The organism is Verrucosispora sp. WMMC514, assembly GCF_027497295.1.
GTDB lineage: Bacteria > Actinomycetota > Actinomycetes > Mycobacteriales > Micromonosporaceae > Micromonospora > Micromonospora palythoicola.
Map to the genome: position 1 here is coordinate 3451275 of NZ_CP114906.1, position 21714 is coordinate 3472988.

At 73.1% G+C, this 21714-nt stretch carries 18 protein-coding genes and 1 pseudogene; 5 read left to right on the top strand and 14 right to left on the bottom strand.

Annotated elements, in window-relative coordinates; all coding sequences use genetic code 11:
* Positions 1–86: 86 nt before the first annotated feature.
* Both O7597_RS16175 and O7597_RS16180 read left to right on the top strand, forming a co-directional pair.
* Complete coding sequence (locus O7597_RS16175) at positions 87–464, top strand: DUF742 domain-containing protein (RefSeq protein ID WP_091634396.1); 378 nt, start codon at positions 87–89, stop codon at positions 462–464.
* Position 465: 1 nt separating this feature from the next.
* Positions 466–1059 carry an ATP/GTP-binding protein gene (locus O7597_RS16180; protein WP_155215169.1) on the top strand — a complete coding sequence of 198 codons (594 nt, stop codon included), beginning with the start codon at positions 466–468 and terminating at the stop codon, positions 1057–1059.
* Positions 1060–1155: 96 nt separating this feature from the next.
* On the opposite strand, the gene O7597_RS16185 is transcribed toward O7597_RS16180, so the two are convergent.
* From O7597_RS16185 to O7597_RS16195, 3 genes are all read right to left on the bottom strand, one after another.
* Positions 1156–2373: an ABC transporter substrate-binding protein gene (locus tag O7597_RS16185; protein WP_281580044.1), complete on the bottom strand. Its 1218-nt coding sequence runs from the start codon at positions 2371–2373 to the stop codon at positions 1156–1158.
* A gap of 149 nt (positions 2374–2522) precedes the next feature.
* Positions 2523–4841, bottom strand: coding sequence for a transposase (locus O7597_RS16190; protein ID WP_281580045.1), 2319 nt, complete (start codon positions 4839–4841; stop codon positions 2523–2525).
* A 64-nt stretch (positions 4842–4905) separates the two neighbouring features.
* Entirely contained in the window at positions 4906–5853 is a 948-nt protein-coding gene (locus O7597_RS16195; protein WP_281580046.1) for a DNA primase, read from the bottom strand.
* A gap of 146 nt (positions 5854–5999) precedes the next feature.
* On the opposite strand from O7597_RS16195, the gene O7597_RS16200 reads away from it, so the two are divergent.
* A complete protein-coding gene (locus O7597_RS16200; RefSeq protein WP_281580047.1) occupies positions 6000–6341 on the top strand; it encodes a helix-turn-helix transcriptional regulator in 342 nt (113 codons plus the stop codon).
* Between the two features lie 2 nt (positions 6342–6343).
* Here the strand turns inward: O7597_RS16200 and O7597_RS16205 are convergent, their stop codons facing one another.
* The 10 genes and pseudogenes from O7597_RS16205 to deoC form a co-directional block, all read right to left on the bottom strand.
* Positions 6344–7015, bottom strand: coding sequence for a permease prefix domain 1-containing protein (locus tag O7597_RS16205; RefSeq protein WP_281580048.1), 672 nt, complete (start codon positions 7013–7015; stop codon positions 6344–6346).
* Positions 7016–7081: 66 nt separating this feature from the next.
* Positions 7082–8947 carry a thiol reductant ABC exporter subunit CydC gene (gene cydC, locus O7597_RS16210; protein ID WP_348650755.1) on the bottom strand — a complete coding sequence of 622 codons (1866 nt, stop codon included), beginning with the start codon at positions 8945–8947 and terminating at the stop codon, positions 7082–7084.
* 156 nt (positions 8948–9103) lie between these two features.
* Positions 9104–10777, bottom strand: coding sequence for a thiol reductant ABC exporter subunit CydD (gene cydD, locus O7597_RS16215; protein WP_269739872.1), 1674 nt, complete (start codon positions 10775–10777; stop codon positions 9104–9106).
* Positions 10774–11781 carry a cytochrome d ubiquinol oxidase subunit II gene (locus O7597_RS16220; RefSeq protein ID WP_281580049.1) on the bottom strand — a complete coding sequence of 336 codons (1008 nt, stop codon included), beginning with the start codon at positions 11779–11781 and terminating at the stop codon, positions 10774–10776. Before O7597_RS16220 ends, cydD begins: the two co-directional genes overlap by 4 nt.
* 10 nt (positions 11782–11791) lie before the next feature.
* Positions 11792–13045, bottom strand: coding sequence for a cytochrome ubiquinol oxidase subunit I (locus tag O7597_RS16225; protein ID WP_281580050.1), 1254 nt, complete (start codon positions 13043–13045; stop codon positions 11792–11794).
* 115 nt (positions 13046–13160) lie between these two features.
* Positions 13161–14066, bottom strand: coding sequence for a M56 family metallopeptidase (locus O7597_RS16230; protein WP_281580051.1), 906 nt, complete (start codon positions 14064–14066; stop codon positions 13161–13163).
* Between the two features lie 238 nt (positions 14067–14304).
* Positions 14305–14655: pseudogene (locus tag O7597_RS16235) on the bottom strand (BlaI/MecI/CopY family transcriptional regulator); the annotation flags it as partial.
* A gap of 548 nt (positions 14656–15203) precedes the next feature.
* The gene (locus O7597_RS16240) at positions 15204–16028 is read right to left on the bottom strand and encodes an aldehyde dehydrogenase family protein (RefSeq protein WP_269739868.1); all 825 of its coding nucleotides are present in this window, start codon (positions 16026–16028) and stop codon (positions 15204–15206) included.
* Entirely contained in the window at positions 16021–17451 is a 1431-nt protein-coding gene (locus tag O7597_RS16245; protein ID WP_269739867.1) for an aldehyde dehydrogenase family protein, read from the bottom strand. Before O7597_RS16245 ends, O7597_RS16240 begins: the two co-directional genes overlap by 8 nt.
* Positions 17452–17456: 5 nt before the next feature.
* Entirely contained in the window at positions 17457–18416 is a 960-nt protein-coding gene (gene deoC, locus O7597_RS16250) for a deoxyribose-phosphate aldolase (RefSeq protein ID WP_269739866.1), read from the bottom strand.
* 134 nt (positions 18417–18550) lie between these two features.
* Here deoC and upp point away from each other — a divergent pair, with 134 nt between their 5' ends.
* Complete coding sequence (gene upp, locus O7597_RS16255; protein ID WP_164446152.1) at positions 18551–19183, top strand: uracil phosphoribosyltransferase; 633 nt, start codon at positions 18551–18553, stop codon at positions 19181–19183.
* A 53-nt stretch (positions 19184–19236) separates the two neighbouring features.
* On the top strand, positions 19237–19926 hold the full coding sequence (locus O7597_RS16260) for a GPP34 family phosphoprotein (RefSeq protein ID WP_281580052.1): 690 nt from the start codon (positions 19237–19239) through the stop codon (positions 19924–19926).
* A gap of 51 nt (positions 19927–19977) precedes the next feature.
* On the opposite strand, the gene O7597_RS16265 is transcribed toward O7597_RS16260, so the two are convergent.
* Positions 19978–21666: a phospho-sugar mutase gene (locus O7597_RS16265; RefSeq protein WP_269739864.1), complete on the bottom strand. Its 1689-nt coding sequence runs from the start codon at positions 21664–21666 to the stop codon at positions 19978–19980.
* Positions 21667–21714 lie beyond the last annotated feature (48 nt).

The window sequence follows — 21714 nt, forward strand, 5'->3', positions numbered from 1 at the left end:
GGTGGGGGCAGGCGGGGCGAGAACATTGCATACGACGGGTAGCACCGGTCCAACCGGTGCCGGGTACGAAGGAGGTGAACGGCAACATGGCTGATCGTGACGAGCCGACCGGCGCGCTGGTCCGTCCATACGCCGTGACCCGCGGTCGTACCCGTCCCCGCCTCGACATCGCCCTGGAGGCGCTGGTCGAGACGACGGTGCGCGGTCGGGCCGCTGCCACTGGCAATGGTGGCCAAGGCCGTGAGCACCAGTACATCGCCGCGCTGTGTGACGGACGCGTGCAGTCGCTCGCGGAGATCGCGGCGCGCATGCAGCTTCCGCTCGGCGTGGCCCGGGTGCTCATCGCCGACATGGCGACGGACGGCCTGGTCGCGGTCCACGAGCCGACCATCCTGGACGACTCGGACGACGCGGTGGGCACTGAATTGCTGGAGAGGGTGCTGAGTGGACTTCGCAGGCTCTGACATGTCGCACCGGCCGCCGGCCCCGAGCGGGCGCGTGACGTCGGCGAAGATTGTTATCGCCGGTGGATTCGGCGTCGGCAAGACGACGCTGGTCGGCTCGGTCTCGGAGATCACGCCGCTGACCACCGAGGCCATCATGACCTCCGCCGGAGTCGGCGTCGACGACACCCGGCAGGTGCCGGGCAAGACGACGACCACGGTGGCCATGGACTTCGGCCGCATCTCGATCGATCGCGACCTGATCCTGTACCTGTTCGGTACGCCGGGTCAGACCCGCTTCTGGTTCATGTGGGATGAGCTGGTCCGGGGTGCGATCGGCGCGGTCGTGCTGGTGGACACCCGTCGGCTGGCCGACTGCTTCGCGGCGATCGATTTCTTCGAGCACCGGCGGCTGCCGTACCTGGTGGCCATCAACTGCTTCGACGGGATGCAGTACCACGATCCGCAGGACGTCCGGGAGGCGCTCGCCATCTCCAGCGACGTGCCGGTGGTGGCCTGCGACGCCCGGAACCGGGAGTCGACCAAGCACGTGCTGATCTCGCTTGTCGAGTACGTGCTCACAATGCGTCGCTCCCGGGCCGTCGCGCCCGCCTGACGATCGGCACCAGCGCCCGGTGACGGCTACCGCCGACGCCGGGCGCTGGTTGGTGACCGGATGACGACGGTGGACGCCCCAGGGTGCCCACCGTCGTCAGCTGAACCGGTTCCAGGCCCCGCCGTCGACGCGGTAAACCCCCAGCGAGTGGCGGTCCATGCCGCTGTGTCGGATGGGTGTGAACGAGTACATGCCGGCCAGCCCGTCGGTGACCTGGTTCTGCAGGTACGCCCGCAGCCGACCACGGTCCACACTGTCGGCCAACCGGGCCGCCGTGCTGATCAGCAGCAGCGCGTCCGAGGCGTACGGAGCGAAGCCACGGTAACTGCCGTGCGCGCGGATGTACGCCGAGACGAGGTCGCGGTAGGCGCGTCCGGTGGCGCTGCTGTTGGCGATGGTGGAGCCACCCAGCGAGGACGGGTGGACCGCGTAGGCACCCTCGACGGCGGCCAGATTGGCAGTTTCCAGGGTCTCCTCGGCCACCGCCCCGGCGTCGAAGAACAACTCACCGTCGTGTCCGGCGGCGCGTAGCGCCCGTGCGGCGGCACCGGACGTGGGTGCGGTGGCCCACACCACCGCACCGTCGGCGCGGGCCGCGACGGCCTGTTCCGCTGCGCGGGCCAGGCCAGCCTTGCCGGTCGGCAGCCGTACGGTGCGGGCCAGACCCACCTCCGCGGTCCGCAGCGCGCCCCGCATGGCCCGGACACCCGAATCGCCGTGCAGCCCGTCCTCGGCCAGCAGCACCACCTGGCGTAGCCCTTCGGCGCTGACCAACTGGGCGAGCCGCCGTGCCACGTCTCCGGCGTCCGGGGTGACCTTGTATACGAAGGCCCGCTGGGCCAGCGGCACCGCGATGGAGTCGCCGAACGCCAACGACACGAACGGTAGCCGGAGCTTCTGCGCCACCCCGATCACGGACATCGAGGTTTCCGCCAGAGTGGCTCCGAGCAGGGCGTGCACGTCGTCCCGGCGGCCCAGTTCGGTCGCCTGCTGGGCGGCCAGCCGGGGGTTGCTGCGATTGTCCAGCACCTCGACGCGGACCGTCCGGCGGAGGTTGCCGACCGCCACACCCTTCTCGTTGAGGGCCGCCGCGCTGATGGCCAGCGCGCGTTGCTGGAGCACCCCCAGCGCGGCACCTGGACCGCTCAGCTCAAGCGTGGCACCGACGACCAACTCGTGACCGGGAGCGGGCCGGGTGACGGCGTTCTCCCGGCCGCCGTCCCGCCCGCAGGCCCCCAGCAGCAGGGTGCCCGCCGCTGCGGCCAGTACGCCGCGTCGAGTGACCACGCAGGGGTTGGTTACCGGTGTCGCCATGAGTCGCCTTCCCGCCCGGCGACCTGCCGCCGGCTGTTCCGCGGGTATGCTTCCGGCCCCGACGACCCGACGTCAAATTATCCGGCTGTGGGCAGGAACACGCAGGTGAAGGGCCTTGAGCCGGCACCGGTGTCCCGCCCGTGCGGACGTCAGGAGCGGTAGCCGGCGGAGCGGTACTCGTACTCCCGATCGTCGTCGCGGTCGCCGGTGTCCCGGCTGAAGTCCCAGCCGCCTGCGGACTCCCGCCCGGGGCGCCCGCCGACCGCGAACCCACCGATCTCCTGCCCCCGGCGCCAGCCCCGGAAGTAACCGGTCGTGTTCTCGGCCAGGCTGGCCGCGTCGCGCACTATCCGCAGCGGACGCTCCTCCCGCAACGGCGAGCCGGGCACCAGATTGGCCTGCGGCACCCGCTTGGGTAGCCCGGCGTTCGTCTCGGCACCCACCGCCGGGCGGGCGGCCTGCTCGGCGGCCTGCCAACCGGTGTCGGCCATTGTCGACCAGTCCAGGTCGGCCTCCTCGCCGTGGCCCACGAACCACGCGGAGCGGGCCTGCGCGAAGATCAGTAGATCACCGTCGCCCTCGTCGGAGACCGGTGGCGGCCGGTGCTCGACCGGCGGTTCCGCCGAACGGCGGGCCGGCGGGAGGTCCAACCGCTCCGCCCCCCGGTTGCCGCGTTCGGCGCCGCCCCGGTCGACGAGCCGTAGCGGCGGTTGCTCCGGTGGCGGCTGGGCTCCGTTGCGCAACGCCCGGTCGGCCAGCGGCGGCGGCTCGACGAGCCGCAACACCGGCGGTTCCGGCGGTAGATCGTCGGCGAGCCAGGGCGGGGTGACCCGGCGGTCGGCGCCGTGGTCGACGGGGGCCTCGGGCGCGCTGCGCCGACCCCGGTCCTCGTAGGAGCCGACGACCGGGTTGCGGGGGGTGGTGTCGGTCGGGTTGTCCGGGTTGTTCACCAGCGGCCAGTTCGAACGGGATCCCGGAGGCGCGGTCTTCTCCTGCTCGGGGCGGGCCGCCGGCACCGGGACGCTGAGGTCGGTGGCGCTGAAGCCGCCGGTCGGTGGTTCGCCGTTCGTCTTCGGCCGGGGCGGAATGACGGTCCGCTGACGCTCGGCCCGGGCGTTGTTGATCGCTGCGGTGGTGAGGGTCGGCCGGAACGGCTCGCCCGCTTCGGCGGGCGGGATCGCGCCGCGCTGCGTCGGCGCGATCGGCGTGATCCCGGGCGGTGGCGGGGGTGGCGCGGAGATCGGCCGGTTGGTCGGACCGTCCACCCGGGACGGGTGCGACTCGGCGCGCGACGGCGCGGCGGGCGGACCGGCCATGGCGGCCGGCGTCACGGGCGCGGGCGCGACCGGTGGGGGAGTCACCGGCGCGGGCGCCACCGGCGGGGGACCGAGGGGGCGCGGGGAGGCCGGCGGGGCGTTGCCCGGCACCGGCTCCGGTCGGCTGCGGCGACCACCGGCCGGCTCAGGGCCGCCGGGTCGCACCGACCGCAGGCCGGTCTGGGCGCCGGGCGCGCTCGCCGACAACTCACCGACCTGTTCGCCGCGTCGGGCGGCGGCACGCCGGCCGGACGCCGGTGCCGGCCCGGCGGTGCGGGCCCGCAGGGCACCGACGAGCGCCTCGCAGCCGGCGTCGCAGGCCCGCACCGAGGCGACCGCCTGCCTGATGGTCTCTGCGGCGGCCGACGTCAGGGCCCGGTTCACGGTGGCCCGCCGCGGCGTCTCGGAGATGGCGACCCGTAGTGCGGTGACCGCTTCGTCGATCGCCTCCGCGTCCCCGGCTCCTTCGGCGGCGAGCTGGGCGGTGACGGCGTCCGCGGTGACCGCGGCGTCCCGGCCCCGGCCGGCGGCGTCGGTGAGCATGCCCGGCTCGGGAAGCGCGTCCAGCACGGCCAGCGGGATCGGCTCGGCAGGGTCGGGGTAGGCACGCAACGCGGCCGGGTACAGCTCGCGGAGCACCTCGCGCAGGGCGACCGCGGCGGAGTGCCGACCGCTGGCCAGCGCGGCGTGTGCGGCGAGGATCTGCTTGTACCCGGCGAGGTCGCGAGGCGCCGGCAGGGTCACCGCCGACAGTGCGCCGGCCTGCAGCGACCGGGCGAGACCGACGGCGCGTCGAACGGCCGGCGGTGACTGCATCTCCTCCAGGGAGTCGTCATCGGCGAACCGTTCGGCGAAGTCGTCGACCGAGTCGTCGTCGGCGATCGCCAGCGGGCGACCGGCGGCGCTGAGCAGGGAGGTGATGGTGTGGTCGTCGCTGTCGGCGGCGATCGCCGCACCGCTCGGCCCGCCGGAACGTTCCACGAGTAGCGTGACCAGCCGGGCGTAGCCCGTCGGGTCGTCGCCGATCTCGCAGACATGCAGCAGACGGCCTGCGTCGTCGACCACAGCGGACGTCAGCGCCGATCCGGTCGAGACCGGTCGGTCGGCCGGGTCCGCCGAGGTCAGACCGCAGTAAACGCGCACGAGCGCCACGGCGTCGTCCTCCTCCCGGGACTCAGGGCTTTCTCTGCCAGAGACTGATGGTCCCTGGTGCGGGTCAGTCGCGCCAGTCCACGACCGCAGAGATCTTCCCGACAATGGTCCGCCAACCCAGGCTTGCGGTTTGTGCCCCGATCTTCTTCAGCCTACGCCGTCCCATGAAGCCGCCGATGCCGCCGCCGACCGACGCCCGGAGCGCCTCGTCCAGGTCGTCGAGACTGGAGCCGGTGGACAGCATGTCCAGCACCGCGGGCAGCCGCAGGGCGTACGCCAGGTCGCGGGCGACCTCGCCGGCCTCGATGAGCAGCGTCGGGTCCCAGGTGTCGTGCCCGCCGCGGAGGTTCTCCACGACGAGATCGAGTTCGTAGACGTCATCGTCCAGCGGCGCGATGTCGGCCGGTTCCACCCGTTCGGACAGTTCATCCCAACTGTCCAGCTGAGACAGGTCATTGGGAGCACCGGAACGGACGAAGCTGACAAGCGACTCGGGCGTCTTGAACAGCAGCAGCCGGCCCTTGTGGGTCAGGAAGATCGGCACCTCCTCGTCGCCGGCCTCATCGGCGGTGACCTCGTCGGCGTCGTCCTTGCCGTCCTCGGTGGTGTCGTCGTCGGGCTGTGCCCGCCGCTCCTCGTCCTCGCTCTCGGCGAACTCCCGGGCGACGTCCTCGTCGAGGATGACGACGTCACCCTCCTCGACGTCGTCCTCGGCCGGGCCGACCTGCCGACGGGCGAGGAAGGGGTCGTCGGCGTCCCGCTCCGCCACGTCGGTCGGGGTCAGCTCACGGGCCGACCGGTACGCGCGCAGGGTGAAGCCGGTACCGGCCGGCAGGGCGATCTCCACCGGATCGATCCGCAGCTCGTCCCAGAGCGCGCGGTTCGCGGTCTCCGCCGCGGCGGCGTCGGGCGCGGCGTCGGCCGGCTCGGCGACGTCCGGCTCGCTGGTGCCGGTCGTGTCATCGAGCTCGGGCTCGTCGGCGTCCGGCCGTTGGGGCGACTGGCGTGCCACGGTGACCTCCGTGTGCGTCGGGCTACCACCCCCCGGCGCTGATGCCGGTGAGTGACTCTGGGCACATACCCTAGTTGGCTGCGCTCGGTAACCGCTGGCCGCACCCCGGTGGCTCGCCACCCCGATAACAAGTAGCGTGTCTACGCATGAACGCCCAGGCGCTGCACGGACACCTCGACGCCCTGCTGCTGGCCGTGCTGGAACGGGGCGCCCTGCACGGTTACGCCATCATCGAGGCACTGCGGGCGCGCAGCGAGGGTCGCCTAGACCTGCCCACCGGCACGGTCTATCCGGCGCTGCGACGACTGGAGCGGGCCGGCCACGTGGTCAGCGCATGGAGCACCGTGAACGGGCGGGAACGGCGTACCTACGAGCTGACCGACACCGGCCGGCGGGCGCTGACCGACCAGCGTTTCGGCTGGCGTGAGTTCAGTACCACCGTCGGCCGATTCCTGGACCCGGGTACCACCCCCACCACGGCGGGCTGACGTCAACGGGTGGCCAGCAGCCAGGTGCGGGCGGCGCTGCCCAGCCACACATGGGCGGCGGCGCCGGCGACCATTCCGATGATCATCGGTGGCCAGCTCAGGGCCGCGTCCCACAGCACGATCGACCAGGAGAACAGCCCGGCCCCGGCCACGGCGCCCAGCAGGGCGGCGCCGGTCAGCGCGACACCGGCGCCGCGCGCCAGCGCGGTCAGTGCCGGACGCGCCGAGCGGCCGGTGGCCGCGACCAGCGCCAGCCCGGCCAGACCGAACAGGAACGCCCCGGCCCAGATCCACTCCACCGACTGTGACAACAGCAGGTAGGCCGAGGGCGGTGGGGGGCCGCTGCTCCAACTCGATCCGTGCCAGGTCAGATCCCCGGCGATCGAGCCGGTCGCGGCGAAGGCGACCATTCGCAGCGACAGCCCGCGCAGTGCGGCCAACGCGAGTTCGGCCTGGTAGGCCGGGGCCAGCTGATCCGGCGTACCGAAGTCGGCGACCGCCCGTCGCGACGCCTCACCCGCCGGCAGGCCACTGTCCCGGTACGCCTCGGCGGCGTCGAGCAGCCCGTGCCGGGCCTCGGTCATCAGGTCGGCCCGTAGCCGGCGTGGCCCACGGAGCCGACCGGCGAGCTGCCGCAGGTGCTCCTCGACCAACATCTCGTCCCGGACCGACATGGCCCCAACCCTGCCATGCCAGCCCGTGTTCCGGCCTCGGGGAAATCCCGGAGGCGGCCCGACGGATCAACCCGACAGAGCGAGGTATCCGTGCTCGGCGGCCTGCTGCAACACCCACTGGTCCCGGTACCACCCCGGGGTCGCCAGGAGCGCCGTGTGCCGGCCCCGCTGCACGACCCGGCCGGCGTCCAGCACCACGATCTCGTCGAGTTCGGCGAGACCGCTGAGCCGGTGGGTGATCAGCAGTACCGAGTGCCCGGCGGGAGTCGCGGCCAACGTGCTGGCCAGCACCTGGTCGGCGGCGACCGGGTCGAGACCCTCCGTGGGTTCGTCGAGTACCAGTACGCCGGGCGCGGCCAGCAGGGCGCGAGCCAGCGCGAGCCGCTGACGTTGACCACCGGAGAGCTGTCCGCCCTCCTCGCCGACCACGGTGTCCCAGCCGTCCGGCTGAGCCCGGACCCAGTCCGACAGCCCGGCGGCGGTGGCGGCGGTGAGCAGCGCGTCCTCGTCCGCGCCCGGCCGACCGAGAAGCATGTTGTCCCGGACGGTGGCGTGGAAGACGTACGCCTCGGCGAGCAGTCCGCCGACCAGGCGAGGCAGCTCCTGGGACGGGTGAGCCGCCACGTCCCGCCCGTCCAGAGTGACCCGGCCGGCGGTGGGGGACACCGCGCCGGTCAGGACGGCGGCCAGGGTGCTCTTGCCCGCCCCACTCGGACCGACGACCGCGACCCGGCGGCCGGGTGGCAGCTCCAGGTCGAAGCCGTCGAGCGCGGCGGGAGCCCCGATCCGGTAGCGAACCGTCACCCGGTCGAACCGGACCGACGGCGTCGGCTCGAAGGACCGCCCGCCAGCGGGCGTGCCGGACGGCCCGGTCACGCTCGTCTCGGCGGTCTCGGCGGTCTCGGCGGTCTCGGCGGTCTCGGCGGTCTCGGCGGTCTCGGCGGTCCCGACAGGGCCGGCGTCGTCGGGTACCAGGAGGTGGGCGACCCGGGCCAGTCCGGCCCGCAGCCCGGTCCATTGCCGGGCCGCGCCGACCAGCGCCAGGGCGATCTCCACGGCGGCCAGTGTGCCGACGGCCAGGACGCCGACCAGCACCCCGTCCACGCCGGCGCCGAGGGCCACGTACACCACCGCACCGGCGGTGAGGCCGGCCACCAGCACGCCGGCCGCGTCGACGGCGAAGCCGAGCGCGGCGAGCCGCCGCTCCAGCCGTGCCAGTCGGCGGGCCCGTCGCCCGGCGGTCGCCAGCGCGTCCGAGGTCGCGCCGAAGGCGGCCAGGTCGGCGGCGCCGTGGGTGAGATCGACCGCGTCGGTGGCGAGCGCTCCGCGCAGTGGAGCCACCTCGGCAGCGGCCCGTCGGGTCAGTGCGGTCGCCAGCGCCGGCAGGGCGACGGCGGCCACCAGCAGCCCGGCGGCGAGCGCGAGCGCGGCCGGCGGCGAGACCAGCGCGGCCAGCCCGACAGCCAGTACGCTCACCAGCCCGGCCGCTGCGGCCGGCACGACCACCCGTAGCAGCAGGTCCTGTACCGCCTCCACGTCGGAGACCAGCCGACTCAGCGCGTCCCCACTGCGGGGCGGGTTGCCGCGCCGGATCGCCAGGGTGTCGAACACCCCGGCCCGGACATCGGTGACCAGGCGTAACACCGCGTCATGCCCGGCCAGCCGTTCGGTGTAACGCAGCACTCCGCGGCTCACCGCCAGCGCCCGTACCGCCACGATCGCCACGGTGAGCCGGTCCAGCGGGGGTTGACCGGCGGCGGTCATCAGCAGCCAGGTGGCGGTCGCCATCAGGGCCAGCCCGGCGAACTCGGTCGCCGCGGCGAGCAGCCCGGCACCGACCAGGCGCTTCAGGTACGGCCGGGCCAGCCGCAGCACGATCAGTTCGGGCAGGGGCCCACCGAGCCCGATGATTCGCTCGCTGCGCTCGCTCATCGCGCCACCTCGCTTCGCTCGGCGTCACGATGAGGCACCACCGCACCGAGCCCGATGATTCGCTCGCTGCGCTCGCTCATCGCGCCACCTCGCTTCGCTCGGCGTCACGATGAGGCACCACCGCACCGAGCCCGATGATTCGCTCGCTGCGCTCGCTCATGGGTGTTCCCCGGCCGGTATCGGGGTCAGCTCGGTGACCCGGCCGTCCTCGACCCGCAGGATGCGGTCGACGTCGGTCAGCAGGGCGGGCCGGTGGGCCACCAGGAGCGCGGTGCGGCCGGCGACCAGTTCGCGGGTGGCCGACAGCACGGCCGCCTCGGCGGCGGCGTCGAGGCGTGCGGTCGGCTCGTCGAGCAGCACCACCGGGGCGTCCCGCAGGAACGCCCGGGCCAGCGCCACCCGTTGCCGCTGCCCGCTGGACAGGCCGTGCCCCCGCTCGCCGAGCGGGGTGTCCAGTCCGTCGGGCAGGGCGGCGACCACCTCGTCCAGCGCGGCGACGTGGACCGCGGCGGCGAGGGCGGCAGGGGTGGCGTCGGGGGTGCCGAGCCGGATGTTGTCGGCCAGCGACGCCGCGAAGAGGTGGGCCCGCTGCGGCACCCACGCCACCTGTCGCCGCCAGCCGTCGAGGTCGGCGTCGGCCAGGTCGACCCCGCCGACGGTGACCCGACCGCCGGTCGGACGGACGAAGCCGAGCAGCAGGTTGAGCAGGGTGCTCTTGCCGGCGCCGCTCGGTCCGATGATCGCGATACGTTCGCCGGGCCGGATGGTCAGCGTCACGTCCCGCAGCGCCGTGGTGCGCTCGTACGCCACCGTCACCGATTCGAAGCGGATCTCGGCGCGCCCGTCCGGTCGCGTGCCCACCCGACCCGCCGACGCCCGGGGTGCCGAGCCGGAGAGGGTGAGCGCCTCGTCCAGCGCGGTGAGCCCTTCCATGCTGGCGTGGAACCGGCTGCCGGCCGCCCGCAGCGGCAGGTACGCCTCCGGGGTCAGCAGCAGCACCAGCAGTGCGGTCTGCAGCGCCAGACCACCGCCGAGCAGGCGGATGCCGACGGGGACGGCGACCAGCGCCACCGACAGGGTGGCCACGAGTTCGAGCACCAACGCGGAGAGGAAGGCGATCCGCAGCGTCTTCATGGTGGCGATCCGGTGACCGTCGGCCATCCGTCGTACCGCGTCGGTCTGCGCCCGGGCCCGGCCGAACGCGCGCAGCGTGGGCAGCCCGCCCACCATGTCCAGGAAGTGGCCGCCGAGCAGCGACAGCCGTCGCCACTGCCGCTCGGTGGCGGCCTGCGCCTGCCACCCGAGCAGCGCCCCGAAGATCGGGATGAGCGGCAGCGTCAGCGCGATGATCACTGCCGAGCTCCAGTCGGCGAGGAACACCCGACCCAGCACCGCGACCGGCACGGTGACGCTCAGCACGAGCTGTGGCAGATAACCGGTGAAGTAGGCGTCGAGCGCGTCCAGCCCCCGACCGGCGAGAGTGGCCAGTTGTCCGGCCCGCTGGCCGGCGACCCAACCGGGGCCGTGCCGGGCGACCGCGCCCAGCAGGTCGGCCCGCAGCGCCGCCTTGACCGTGGCGGCCACCCGTGCGGACACCGCGCCCTGCGCCCAGACCACGAGCGAGCGGGCCGCGACGGCGGCCACGAAACCGCCGAGCGCGGCCCGGTCCAGGCGCCCGGTGAAGGCATCGGCCAGCAGCACAGCCAGGGCGGTGGCCTGCGCCACGACGAGCCCGGCGGCCAGCACGCCGAGCAGCGTGAGCAGGGCGAGGTCGCGTCGGGCCGCAGGAACCCGGCGCAGCAGCCGCGGGTCGAAGGGGCGACGGTTCACCAGTACACCGGTGCCCTACCGTCGGTTCGTCCTCGGAAAATCCACACGCACATCGCCTGGAAGCCTAGTAGGGCCGGCAGCAGCGGTACCGTCAGCCAGCCCAGCAGCCGCAGGGTCGGCCCGCTGGCGGCCGCGTCGGTGACCGTCAGTGAGGCACCCGGTTCGACGGTCGAGACCAGCACGTACGGCCAGAGGGTGGCCCCGACCAGCAGCACCGGCAGTGCCAGCGCCGTCGCGGTGGCCGCGAAGGCCACGCCCGGTCGTTGCCGTCGGAGCGCCGCCCGCGCCGCCAGCAGAGCCACCACCAGCAACACCACCAGCAGTACGCCGACCGCGGGGCGCTGCGCGGCGGCGCGTACCCGGTCGGAGAACGCACCGACGACGGCGGCCGTGCCGACCGCGACGGTCGCGGTGAGGAGCAGACGGCGGGCCAACGGCCGGAGCCGCTCGCCCTCGACGGCGGGTGACCTGAGCGTGAGAAAGGTCGCTCCGTGTGCCACCACCAGCGCCACCAGGGCCAACCCGGTGGCGGCGGCGAACGGGGTGAACAGGTGTGTCACCCCGGCCACGTGTCCGTCGGGCCGCAGCGGTACGCCCTGGAGCAGTCCGGCGAGCACCACGCCCCAGCCGGGCGCCGCGAGCAGGCTACCGACCACGATCACTCGATCCCACGCGGTGCGGGCCCCTCCGCTGCCCGGACGGCTGCGTAGTTGCACCCCGGCGGTCACCAGGATCACCCCGACGAGCGCGGCGGCCACCGCCGGGTAGCTGCCGGCGAGCAGTTCCCCCTCCAGTAGCGGGAACGCGCCGAACAGGATGCCGGCGGCGGCCACCAGCCACACCTCGTTACCGAGGAAGAAGGGCCCGACCGCGTTGAGCGCGGCGCGGCGGCGGGACGCGTCGGTGCCACCGGCGAGCAGCAGGCCGACGCCGTAGTCGTAGCCGGCGAGCACCAGGTAGCCGGCGAAGAAGAGGCCGAGCAGGGCGTACCAGGCGAGTTCCATCTCCGGCTCCTCAGGCGAACGCGGGTTCGGGGCGGGAATCGTCGGCGGGCGGTTGGGCCGGCGGGCGGCCGAGCGCCGGATCGGCGGCACCCCGGGCGGCGTGCCGGGCGAGCAGCACCCAGTTGGTGACGGCGAGGGTGCCGAGCAGCAGGGTGAAGCCGACCAGCGAGGTCGCCATCAGCCAGGGGCTGACCGGCGAGACCGCCTGGTCCACCGGCAGCAGCCCGTACGCCACCCAGGGATGGCGGCCGACCTCGCGGGCGATCCAGCCGAGGATCAGTGCGATGAACGGCAGGGGCAGGGCGAGCATCAGCAGCCAGAGCGGGAACCGGAGGCGGATGATCCAGTCCCGCCAGAGCAGTGGGACGAGCAGCCAGAGCAGGCCGAGGGCGAAACCGATGAGGATCATGAAGCCGAGGCCGACGTTGGACAGCGCCGGCGGCAGGTAGTCGCCCGGGCCGAACCTGGCGGTCCAGTCGGCGATCAGCGCGTCGGCTTCGGGGTTACCTCCGAACTTGGTGGGCTGTACCCCACCCACCGGCCCGAACTGGGCGAAGCCGAACCCTTGCACGAGAGTGATCGACAGTGCGGCGGTGACCAGCCCGATCCGCAGCGAGGTGCGGAACAGCGCGTGGTCGGTGGTGCGCCGGTCGAGGTGCCACGCGCTGACCGCCGCCATCAGCAGCCCGCCGGTCAGCAGGGCCGCCGACACCACGTGCCCGAGCGCCATCCCCAGGGCCGGGTTGGTCAGCAACGCCGGGAAGTCGGTCAGGTGGGCGACCCCGTCGCGTACCTCGTAACCGACCGGGTTCTGCAACCAGGAGTTGGCCACCATGATCCAGAAAGCCGAGACGTACGCGGTGATCGCGACCCCGTAGAGCAGCGCGAGATGCGTGCCACGGCGCAGCCGGTGCCAGCCGAAGATCCACATGCCGAGGAAGGTCGACTCCAGGAAGAAGGCGGCCAGGGTCTCGATGGCCAGCGGGGCGCCGAAGACGTTGCCGACGTAGCGGGACAGTCCGCTCCAGTTCAGCCCGAACTGGAACTCCATCACGATGCCCGTGGCGATGCCGAGCACGTAGTTGATCACATAGAGCTGGCCCCAGAATCGGGTCAGCCGCTCCCACCTGGGGTTGCCGGTCACTACCCAGGCGGTCTGCATCCCGACGAGCAGGGTGACCAGGCCGAGTGTGACGGCCACGAAGAGGAAGTGGACCGAGGCGGTCATGGCGAACTGCAGGCGGGCGAGGAGCAGGGTGTCCATGGCGGCTCTTCCGGGACGGGGGTCGATGCAGCATAGGGAGCCTACCTGTAGAGAACCTACGTATGGATCCGTGGCGAGAGCGGAACCGGCATGATCAGGGTTAGTTCAGGGTCCGTCAGCTGAGGAAGAGTGCGACCGGCAGGGCGGCCACGGTCACCGCCATGGCCAGCGCGGTGCCGCCGAGCAGTCGGGGCGGGCGGGCGGTGACCAGCAACCGCTGCACCCGTACGTCCAGGTCCCGGTCGCCCATGCCGAGCGCGCCGGCCGGCGTGATCCGGTTCCCGGCGGCGGCGAACCGGCGCAGCGCGCCGGCCAGCGGGGCCTCGGCGTGCAGCTCGCGGGCCTTGTCGTCGGCGCGCATCTCGACCAGCAGGGAAACCCGCTCGTGCGCCTCGCGGACCCAGCGGAACCAGGGCAACGCGCGGCAGAGTGCGGTGAACGGCAGCAGCACCAGGTCGTGCCGCTCCTGCGCATGCGCCCGCTCGTGGGTCAGTACCGCCGCCAACTCGGCCCGGTCGAGCAGGCTGAGCGTGCCGGCACTCACCACCACCCGTGGCTTCACCCCCGGGAGGCAGTACGCCGCCGCACCCGGGTGGTCGAGCACCAGTGCGCCGGGCACGGTCGGGTCCCGTCGGGCGACCAGGGTGAGCAGGTCCCGGTGCCGGCGTTGGGCGCGCACCGTGCCGTGGATGCTGCGTACCGTCGTGGTCAGCAGGACCGCCCCGATGCCGAGACCGACACCGACCAGACCCAGGTGCACGGCGCCGAGGCCGGCCGGCAGGGTGCCGTGCCGAAGATCGCCGACCAGCGCCAGCAGGGCGCTGCCGGTGCCCCGCTGGTACGGGGCGAGACCCAACGCGATCGGCAGACCCATCGCGGAGAGACCGACCCCCAGGCCGATCGCCTGCCAGCACAGGATCGCCACCCGAGGGCTGCGCCACGTCCAGGTGGAGCGGGCCAGCACCTGGGCGATCAGCCAGCAGGCCACCATCGAGGCGGCGAAGTGCAGGGTGTGCGCCACTGCGTCGCCCCTACCGCTCCACGGCCTTGTCGGCCAGGTCGGGGCGGGACGCCCCGTCGGCCGACGGCGAGTCGACCCGACCGGTCAGGCCGCGTCCGGGGCCGTCCACCGCCTGCCCTGGCACATCGCCTGTCGTCCGGTGCTGCCCGGGTACCTCGTCTGTCGTCGGGGTCCGCTCCGGTGCGTCACCGGCCGGCCGGACCTGCCCGGGAGCATCGGCCGTCAGCCCGGCCTCCGTCGTGAGCGCGGCGCGCAGCACGTCCGCCTCGGTGCCGGTGACCGAGCGGGCGAACCGGACCAGCGCCGCGTCCCGGCTACCGCCCAGGTCGAGCGCGTCGAGCATGAGCTGGGCGATGTACGCCTCCCGGCTGGCCGCGGCGCGGTACCGCCACGCCCGACCCTCCCGCTCGCGCTGCACCATGCCCTTGCCGGCCAGCCGGTCCAGCACCGTCATCACGGTGGTGTACGCCAACTCGCGTCCGTCCAACGCGTCGGCCACCTCACGCACGGTGGCCCCATCCGACGTGCCGGGCACCGCGTCCCAAAGCACGTCCATCACCGCACGCTCAAGATCCCCCAGCCGAGTCACCCCCCAATCCTACCCCCCGTAGTAGACCTACCCCACCCGCGCCCACCCCGCCCCAGCCACACCCACCCCATCCCAAGCACACCCACCCCACCCACGCCGGCCCCCGCGCGCACCTCACCCCGCGCCCCGCGCACCTCACCCCACCCGCCCGCCCACCGCAGCAACTTCAGGGATGGTGCTGCCTCGTCACCCACTCGACCCAGCACTTTCCGGGAAGTTGTCCAGATCTTGAGCGAGCAGCCGGGGCCACAAGCAACAGAGGGCGGAACGGAAGAGCGGACGGGCAGGAGGCGGAACGGGAAGGGGCGAGAGACGGAGGCGGCGGACGGGGGAAGACGGGGGCCGGGAACGACGGCGGACCGGGAAAAGACGGGGGACCGGGGAGGCGACCGAGCGGGGACCTGACGCTGGGCAGCGCCCCGCCAGCCGTGACCCACGGACGGTCCGTGCGCACGTCAGGGTTTCCGGGGAGCCCCGCCCGCGCAGGGATCAAGCCTGACCGCCCGGAGCGGGCGGGGCTCCCCGGAAACCCCCAGAGCGAGGAGAGTTCACACCCCCTTGGGATGCCAGACCGTCTTCGTCTCCAGCAGCGCCGTCATCCGGCCGAGCCCCGGATCCGCCGACCAGTCGTGACCGTCCGCTGCCGGCCGGAGCACCCGCTTGAGGTTCTCCGCCGCCTTGACCTCCAGGTCGGCCGCCAGCTCCGCGTCGGTCACGCCGGTCAGGTCGAGGGCGTTGACGTCCATGTGCGCGGCCAGCGTGGGCACGGTCTCGGACCACCGGCCGGTGAGCATGTTGACCACCCCACCGGGCAGGTCGGAGGTGGCCAGCACCTCGGCCAGGGTCACCGCGGCCAGTGGCGCCGTCGGTGAGGCGGCCACCACCACCGTGTTGCCGGTGACGATCGCCGGGGCGATCACGCTGACCAGCCCGAGCAGGGCCGGTGTCTCGGGGGCGACCACCGCCACCACACCCGTCGGCTCGGGCGCCGACAGGTTGAAGTACGGCCCGGCGACCGGGTTCGCGCCCCCGTACACCTGCGGGAGCTTGTCCGACCAGCCGGCGTACCAGACCCAGCGGTCGGTGGCCGCGTCCACCTCGTCGCCCGGCACGCCGAGCGCGACGAACTGCTCGCGCCGGCCCTCCAGCATCTCGGCGACCCGGTAGAGGATCTGACCCCGGTTGTACGCGGTCGCCCCGGCCCAGCCCTTCACCGCCGCGCGGGCGGCCACCACGGCGTCCCGCGCGTCCTTGCGCGAGGCCAGCGACACGTTGGAGTCCTGCACGAGATACGACCGTCCCGACTCGCTACGCGGGAACTTCCCGCCGATGAAGAGCTTGTACGTCTTGCGTACCGCGACCCGCTCAGACATTGAGGTACGCCTCCAGCCCGTGCCGGCCGCCCTCGCGACCGTAGCCCGACTCCTTGTAGCCGCCGAACGGCGAGGTCGGGTCGAACTTGTTGAACGTGTTGGCCCACACCACCCCGGCGCGCAGCCGGTCGGCCATCCACAGGATCCGGGAGCCCTTCTCGGTCCAGATCCCCGCCGACAGCCCGTACGGCGTGTTGTTGGCCTTCTCCACGGCCTCGGCCGGGGTGCGGAAGGTCAGTACGGACAGCACCGGGCCGAAGATCTCCTCGCGGGCGATCCGGTGTGCCTGGGTGACCCCGGTGAAGATGGTCGGCGCGAACCAGAAGCCCCGCTCGGGCAGTTCGCACGGCGGTGACCACTGCTGCGCGCCCTCGGCGGTGCCGGCCTCGGTCAGCTCCCGGATGCGGGAGAGTTGGGCGGCCGAGTTGATGGCACCGATGTCGGTGTTCTTGTCCAGCGGGTCACCGAGGCGCAGTCGGGCCATCCGCCGCTTGAGCGACTCCAGCACCTGCTCGGCGACGGATTCCTGAATCAGCAGCCGGGAGCCGGCGCAGCAGACGTGCCCCTGGTTGAAGAAGATGCCGTTGACGATGCCCTCGACCGCCTGGTCGACCGGGGCGTCGTCGAACACGATGTTGGCGGCCTTGCCGCCGAGTTCCAGGGTGAGCTTCTTGCGGCTGCCGGCGACCGCGCGGGCGATGGCCCGGCCGACGTCGGTGGAGCCGGTGAAGGCGACCTTGTCCACGTCGGCGTGCTCGACCAGCGCCCGGCCGGTCTCGCCGGCGCCGGTCACGATGTTGACCACACCGGCCGGCAGGTCGGCCTGCTGGCAGATCTCGGCGAACAGCAAGGCGGTGAGCGGGGTGGTCTCGGCCGGCTTCAGCACCACCGTGTTGCCGGCGGCCAGCGCCGGGGCGATCTTCCAGGCCAGCATCAGCAGCGGGAAGTTCCACGGGATGACCTGCGCCGCCACCCCGAGCGGCTGCGGGTCGGACCCGAAGCCAGCGTGCGGCAGCTTGTCGGCCCAGCCGGCGTAGTAGAAGAAGTGCGCGGCGACCAGCGGCAGGTCGACGTCCCGGGATTCCCTGATCGGCTTGCCGTTGTCGAGCGACTCCAGCACGGCGAGTTCGCGCGAGCGTTCCTGGATGATGCGCGCGATGCGGAACAGGTACTTGGCCCGGTCCCGGCCCGGCATCGGACCCCAGACCTTCTCGTACGCCTTGCGGGCCGCCCGGACCGCCCGGTCCACGTCCTGCGCGCCGCCCTCGGCGATCTCGGCCAGCACCTCCTCCGAGGCCGGGTTGATCGACTTGAAGCTGGACCCGTCGGCCGGGTCGACGAACTTCCCGTCGATGAAGAGCCCGTACGACGGCTTGAGGTCCACCACCGAGCGCGACTCGGGTGCGGGTGCGTATTCGAACATCGCGGTCAGTCCAGGGTGAAGTAGTCGGGGCCGGCGTAGACGCCGGTGGTCAGCTTGGTGCGCTGCATCAGCAGGTCGTTGAGGAGGCTGGAGGCGCCGAAGCGGAACCAGTCCGGGTGCAGCCAGTCCGGGCCGACGGTCTCGTTGACCATGACCAGGTACTTGATCGCGTCCTTGGTGGTCTTGATGCCACCGGCCGGCTTCACGCCGACCTGCCGCCCGGTGGCGGCTCGGAAGTCGCGTACCGCCTCCAGCATCACCAGGGTCACCGGCAGCGTGGCGGCGACCGGCACCTTGCCGGTGGAGGTCTTGATGAAGTCGGCGCCCGCGAGCATCGCCAGCCAGGAGGCGCGGCGCACGTTGTCGTAGGTGGCCAGCTCGCCGGTCTCCAGGATCACCTTGAGGTGGGCGTCCCCGCTGGCCTGCTTGGTGGCGACGATCTCGTCGTACACCTCGGCGTAGCGGCCGGCCAGGAAGGCGCCCCGGTTGATCACCATGTCGATCTCGTCGGCGCCGGCCTCGACGGCGGCGCGGGTGTCGGCGAGCTTGATCTCCAGCGGCGCCTGGCCGGACGGGAAGGACGTGGCCACGCTGGCCAGATGCACCGCAGATCCGCGCAGCACCTCGGCCACGTACGGGACCATCGCCGGGTAGACGCAGACCGCGCCGACGTGCGGGCAGGACGGGTCGGCCGGGTCGGGCCGCAGCGCCTTCGCGGCGAGCGCCCGTACCTTGCCGGGGGTGTCCGCGCCCTCGAGCGTGGTCAGGTCGACCATCCGGATGGCGAGGTCGATCGCCTCGGCCTTGGCGGTGGTCTTGATGGATCGGGTGCCGAGTTGGGCTGCCCGCTGCTCCGCGCCGACCTGGTCCACGCCCGGTAGGCCGTGCAGGAAGGTCCGCAGAGCGGTCTCGGATCGTCCCAGCTCGGAGAGGTCCGAGCGGGCCGACGTCGCTGTCGCCGTCATGCCCCGAAGTCTACGCAGGTTGACGCCGCGTGATCTTGGTCACTGGGTTCGCCGGAGCGCGCGCGGGTGAGCGAGGTCGCTGGTCGCGGCCGGGGCCCGCGCGTCGGTATCCGGGACGGGTAGGTTGAGCGATCGTGGACGTACTCGTCATTGACCATCCGCTCGCCCAGTCCCGGCTGACCGCCATGCGGGACGAGCGCACCGATTCCTCTACGTTCCGGGCGGCGCTGCACGAACTCACCACCATGCTGGTGTACGAGGCCGCGCGCTCCTTCCCGGTGGAGACCTACCCGGTGCAGACGCCGGTGACCGCCACCGAGGGCACCCGGCTGGCCAACCCGCCGCTGCTGGTGCCGGTGCTGCGGGCGGGTCTCGGCATGGCCGACGCCGCGCTGGGGCTGCTGCCCGAGTCCTCGATGGGCTTCGTCGGGCTGGCCCGTGACGAGGAGACCTTCGAGCCGCGCGCCTACATGGAGTCCCTGCCCCGGGACCTCGCCGGCCTGCCGGTGCTGGTCCTCGACCCGATGCTGGCCACCGGTGGGTCCCTGGAGCACTGCTGCCGGCTGCTGGCCGAGCGGGGCTGCACCGACATCACGGTGCTCTGCGTGCTCGCCGCGCCGGCCGGCATCCAGCGGTTGGAGCGTTCCGGGCTGCCGCTGCGCCTGGTCACCGCCGCCATCGACGACGGTCTCAACGACAGCATGTTCATCGTGCCGGGCCTCGGTGACGCCGGTGACCGGCAGTTCGGCGGCATGCCCCGCTTCTGACGCCCGGCGGTTTGTGGTGCGGGTGGTGCCGGCACCGGCTACCGTCTCGGGCCATGACTGGTGTGCCGCTCGCCGAGGAACTGCTCCTGCTCGCCTATGACGACGAAACGGGTAAGGCGACCCTGCCGCGGATCAGCCTCGACCTGGGGATGGCCGCCGCCGTGCTCATCGAGCTGGCCCTGGCCGGGCGGATCGCGTACACCGACGGGGCCCTGACCGCGGTGGATCCGACGCCCACCGGCAAGCCGGTCACCGACGCGGTGCTGGCCAAGATCGTGGCCGACACGCCGCACAGCCCCTCCTCCTGGGTGCAGCGGTTGCGGCACGGCCTGCGCGACCGGATTCTCGGCGACCTCTGCGAGCAGGGCGTCGTCCGGGACGTCGACGAGACCGAGCTGGGCTTCATCCACGTGCACCGCTACCCGGTGGTGGACCCGACGGTGGAGGAGGAGACCCGGCAGCGGCTCGCCGTGGTGCTCACCGGCGCCGCTCCGGACGAGCGCACCGCCGCACTCGCGACCCTGGTCGCCGTGCTCCGGATGGAGTCCGCCCTCGGCGTCACCGGCGAGGACGCCGACGCCGCCCGCCGCCGGCTCGAGGAGATCGCCAGCGGCGCCGGCTTCTCCGGCGAGGTCAACCTGGAAGACTCCGTGATCCGCCCCTCGGTAGCCCTCGTGGTCGCTGCCCTAGGCCGCGCCGTCGAACACGCCCTCGGCCCCCGCCGCCCGCACGAATCAGGTTGATCATGAGGTTAGCGGCATCCGTCGAGATCGACTTCGCCGCTAACCTCATGATCAACCTGGCATGCCGAGGGCGTGGGCGGTTTCGGTGCGGAGGGTGGTGATGGCGGCGGTCGCGCGGGTGCGGGCTGCCGCCAGGTCGCCGTGGGTGGGGGGTTCCACCACTTCCAGGTACGCCTTGAGCTTCGGTTCGGTGCCGGAGGGGCGGATCACCACCCGGGCCGCCGCGGTACGCAGGATCACCACGTCGGCGTCGGGGAGCAGGTCCTGGGTCTCGGTGACCGGCTGGCCGAGCAGGGTGGTCGGGGTGGTGGCGCGGATCCGGGCCATCGCGTCGACGATCAGGCGCAGGTCGTCGACGCGTACCGAGAGCTGGTCGGTCAGATGCACGCCGAACTCGACGGCCAACTCGTCCAGCCGGTCGGTGAGCGTCCGGCCCTCCGCCTTGAGGCCGGCGGCCAACTCGGCCACGGTCAGCGCGGCGGTGATGCCGTCCTTGTCGCGTACGTGGTCCGGGGCGACGCAGTAGCCGAGCGCCTCCTCGTAGCCGAAGACCAGTGGCTCGCTGCCGTCACCGGCCCGGACGATCCACTTGAACCCGGTGAGCGTCTCCCCGTACGGCAGCCCGCGCGCCGCGCACATCGCCCGCAGCAGTGACGACGAGACGATCGTGGTGGCGTACCGGCCGGTGACCCCGCGTCGCATCAGGTGATCGGCGAGCAGTACGCCCACCTCGTCCCCGCGCAGCATCCGCCAACCCGGTCCGTCGGGCCCGCCGGCAGCGTCCCGGACCACGACGGCACAGCGGTCGGCGTCCGGATCGTTGGCGATGGCCAGGTCGGCGTCGGTGCGCTCGGCGAGCGCGACCAGCCGGTCCACCGCGCCCGGCTCCTCCGGGTTGGGAAAGCTGACGGTGGGGAAGTCCGGGTCCGGCTCGGCCTGGTCGGGCACCACCCCGGGCGTCGGAAAGCCGGCGGCGGCGAAGGCGGCGGTGAGCACCGCCGCACCGACACCGTGCAGCGGGGTGTACGCCACGGTCAGCTCCCGGGGCCCGCCCGGGGAGACGACACCGACCGCCCGCGCCACGTACGCGGCGACCAGGTCGTCACCGAGCACCTGACCGGCGGGGCCGAGCGGCACCTGCGCCAGCGGACCGACCGCGCGGATGGCGGCCTCGATACCGGCGTCGGCCGGCGGCACGATCTGCGCACCGGCACCCAGCTCTCCGCCCAGCTCGGCACCGAGGTACACCTTGTAGCCGTTGTCCTGCGGCGGGTTGTGGCTGGCGGTCACCATCACCCCGGCCACCGCCGACAGGTGCCGCACCGCGTAGGCGAGCACCGGGGTCGGCAGCGGGCGGGGCAGCAACAGGGCCGGGCGGCCCGCCCCGGTGGCCACCTGGGCGGTGCGCTCGGCGAACTCGCGGGAGCCGCGCCGGGCGTCGTACCCGATCACCAGCGGGCCGGTGCCGCCCTGGGCGGCGAGCCAGGCGACCAGGCCGGCGGCGGCCTGGGTGACCACCGCGAGGTTCATCCCGTTGGGGCCGGCCCGCAGCGGCCCGCGCAGCCCGGCCGTGCCGAAGGTGAGCGGCCCGGCGAACCGGTCGGCCAGCTCCGGCGCACTGCCCGGCAGTTGGTCGAGCACCGCCCGCAGCTCCGCCCGGCCGGCCGGATCGGGGTCGTCGGCGAGCCAGCGTTCGGCCCGCTCGCGGATCGTGTCGAGGTCAGTGGTCTCCGCCGCCATGGCCTCTTGATAGCACGGCGGCGGATCTCCCCGGGCGGCTGCCCTGAC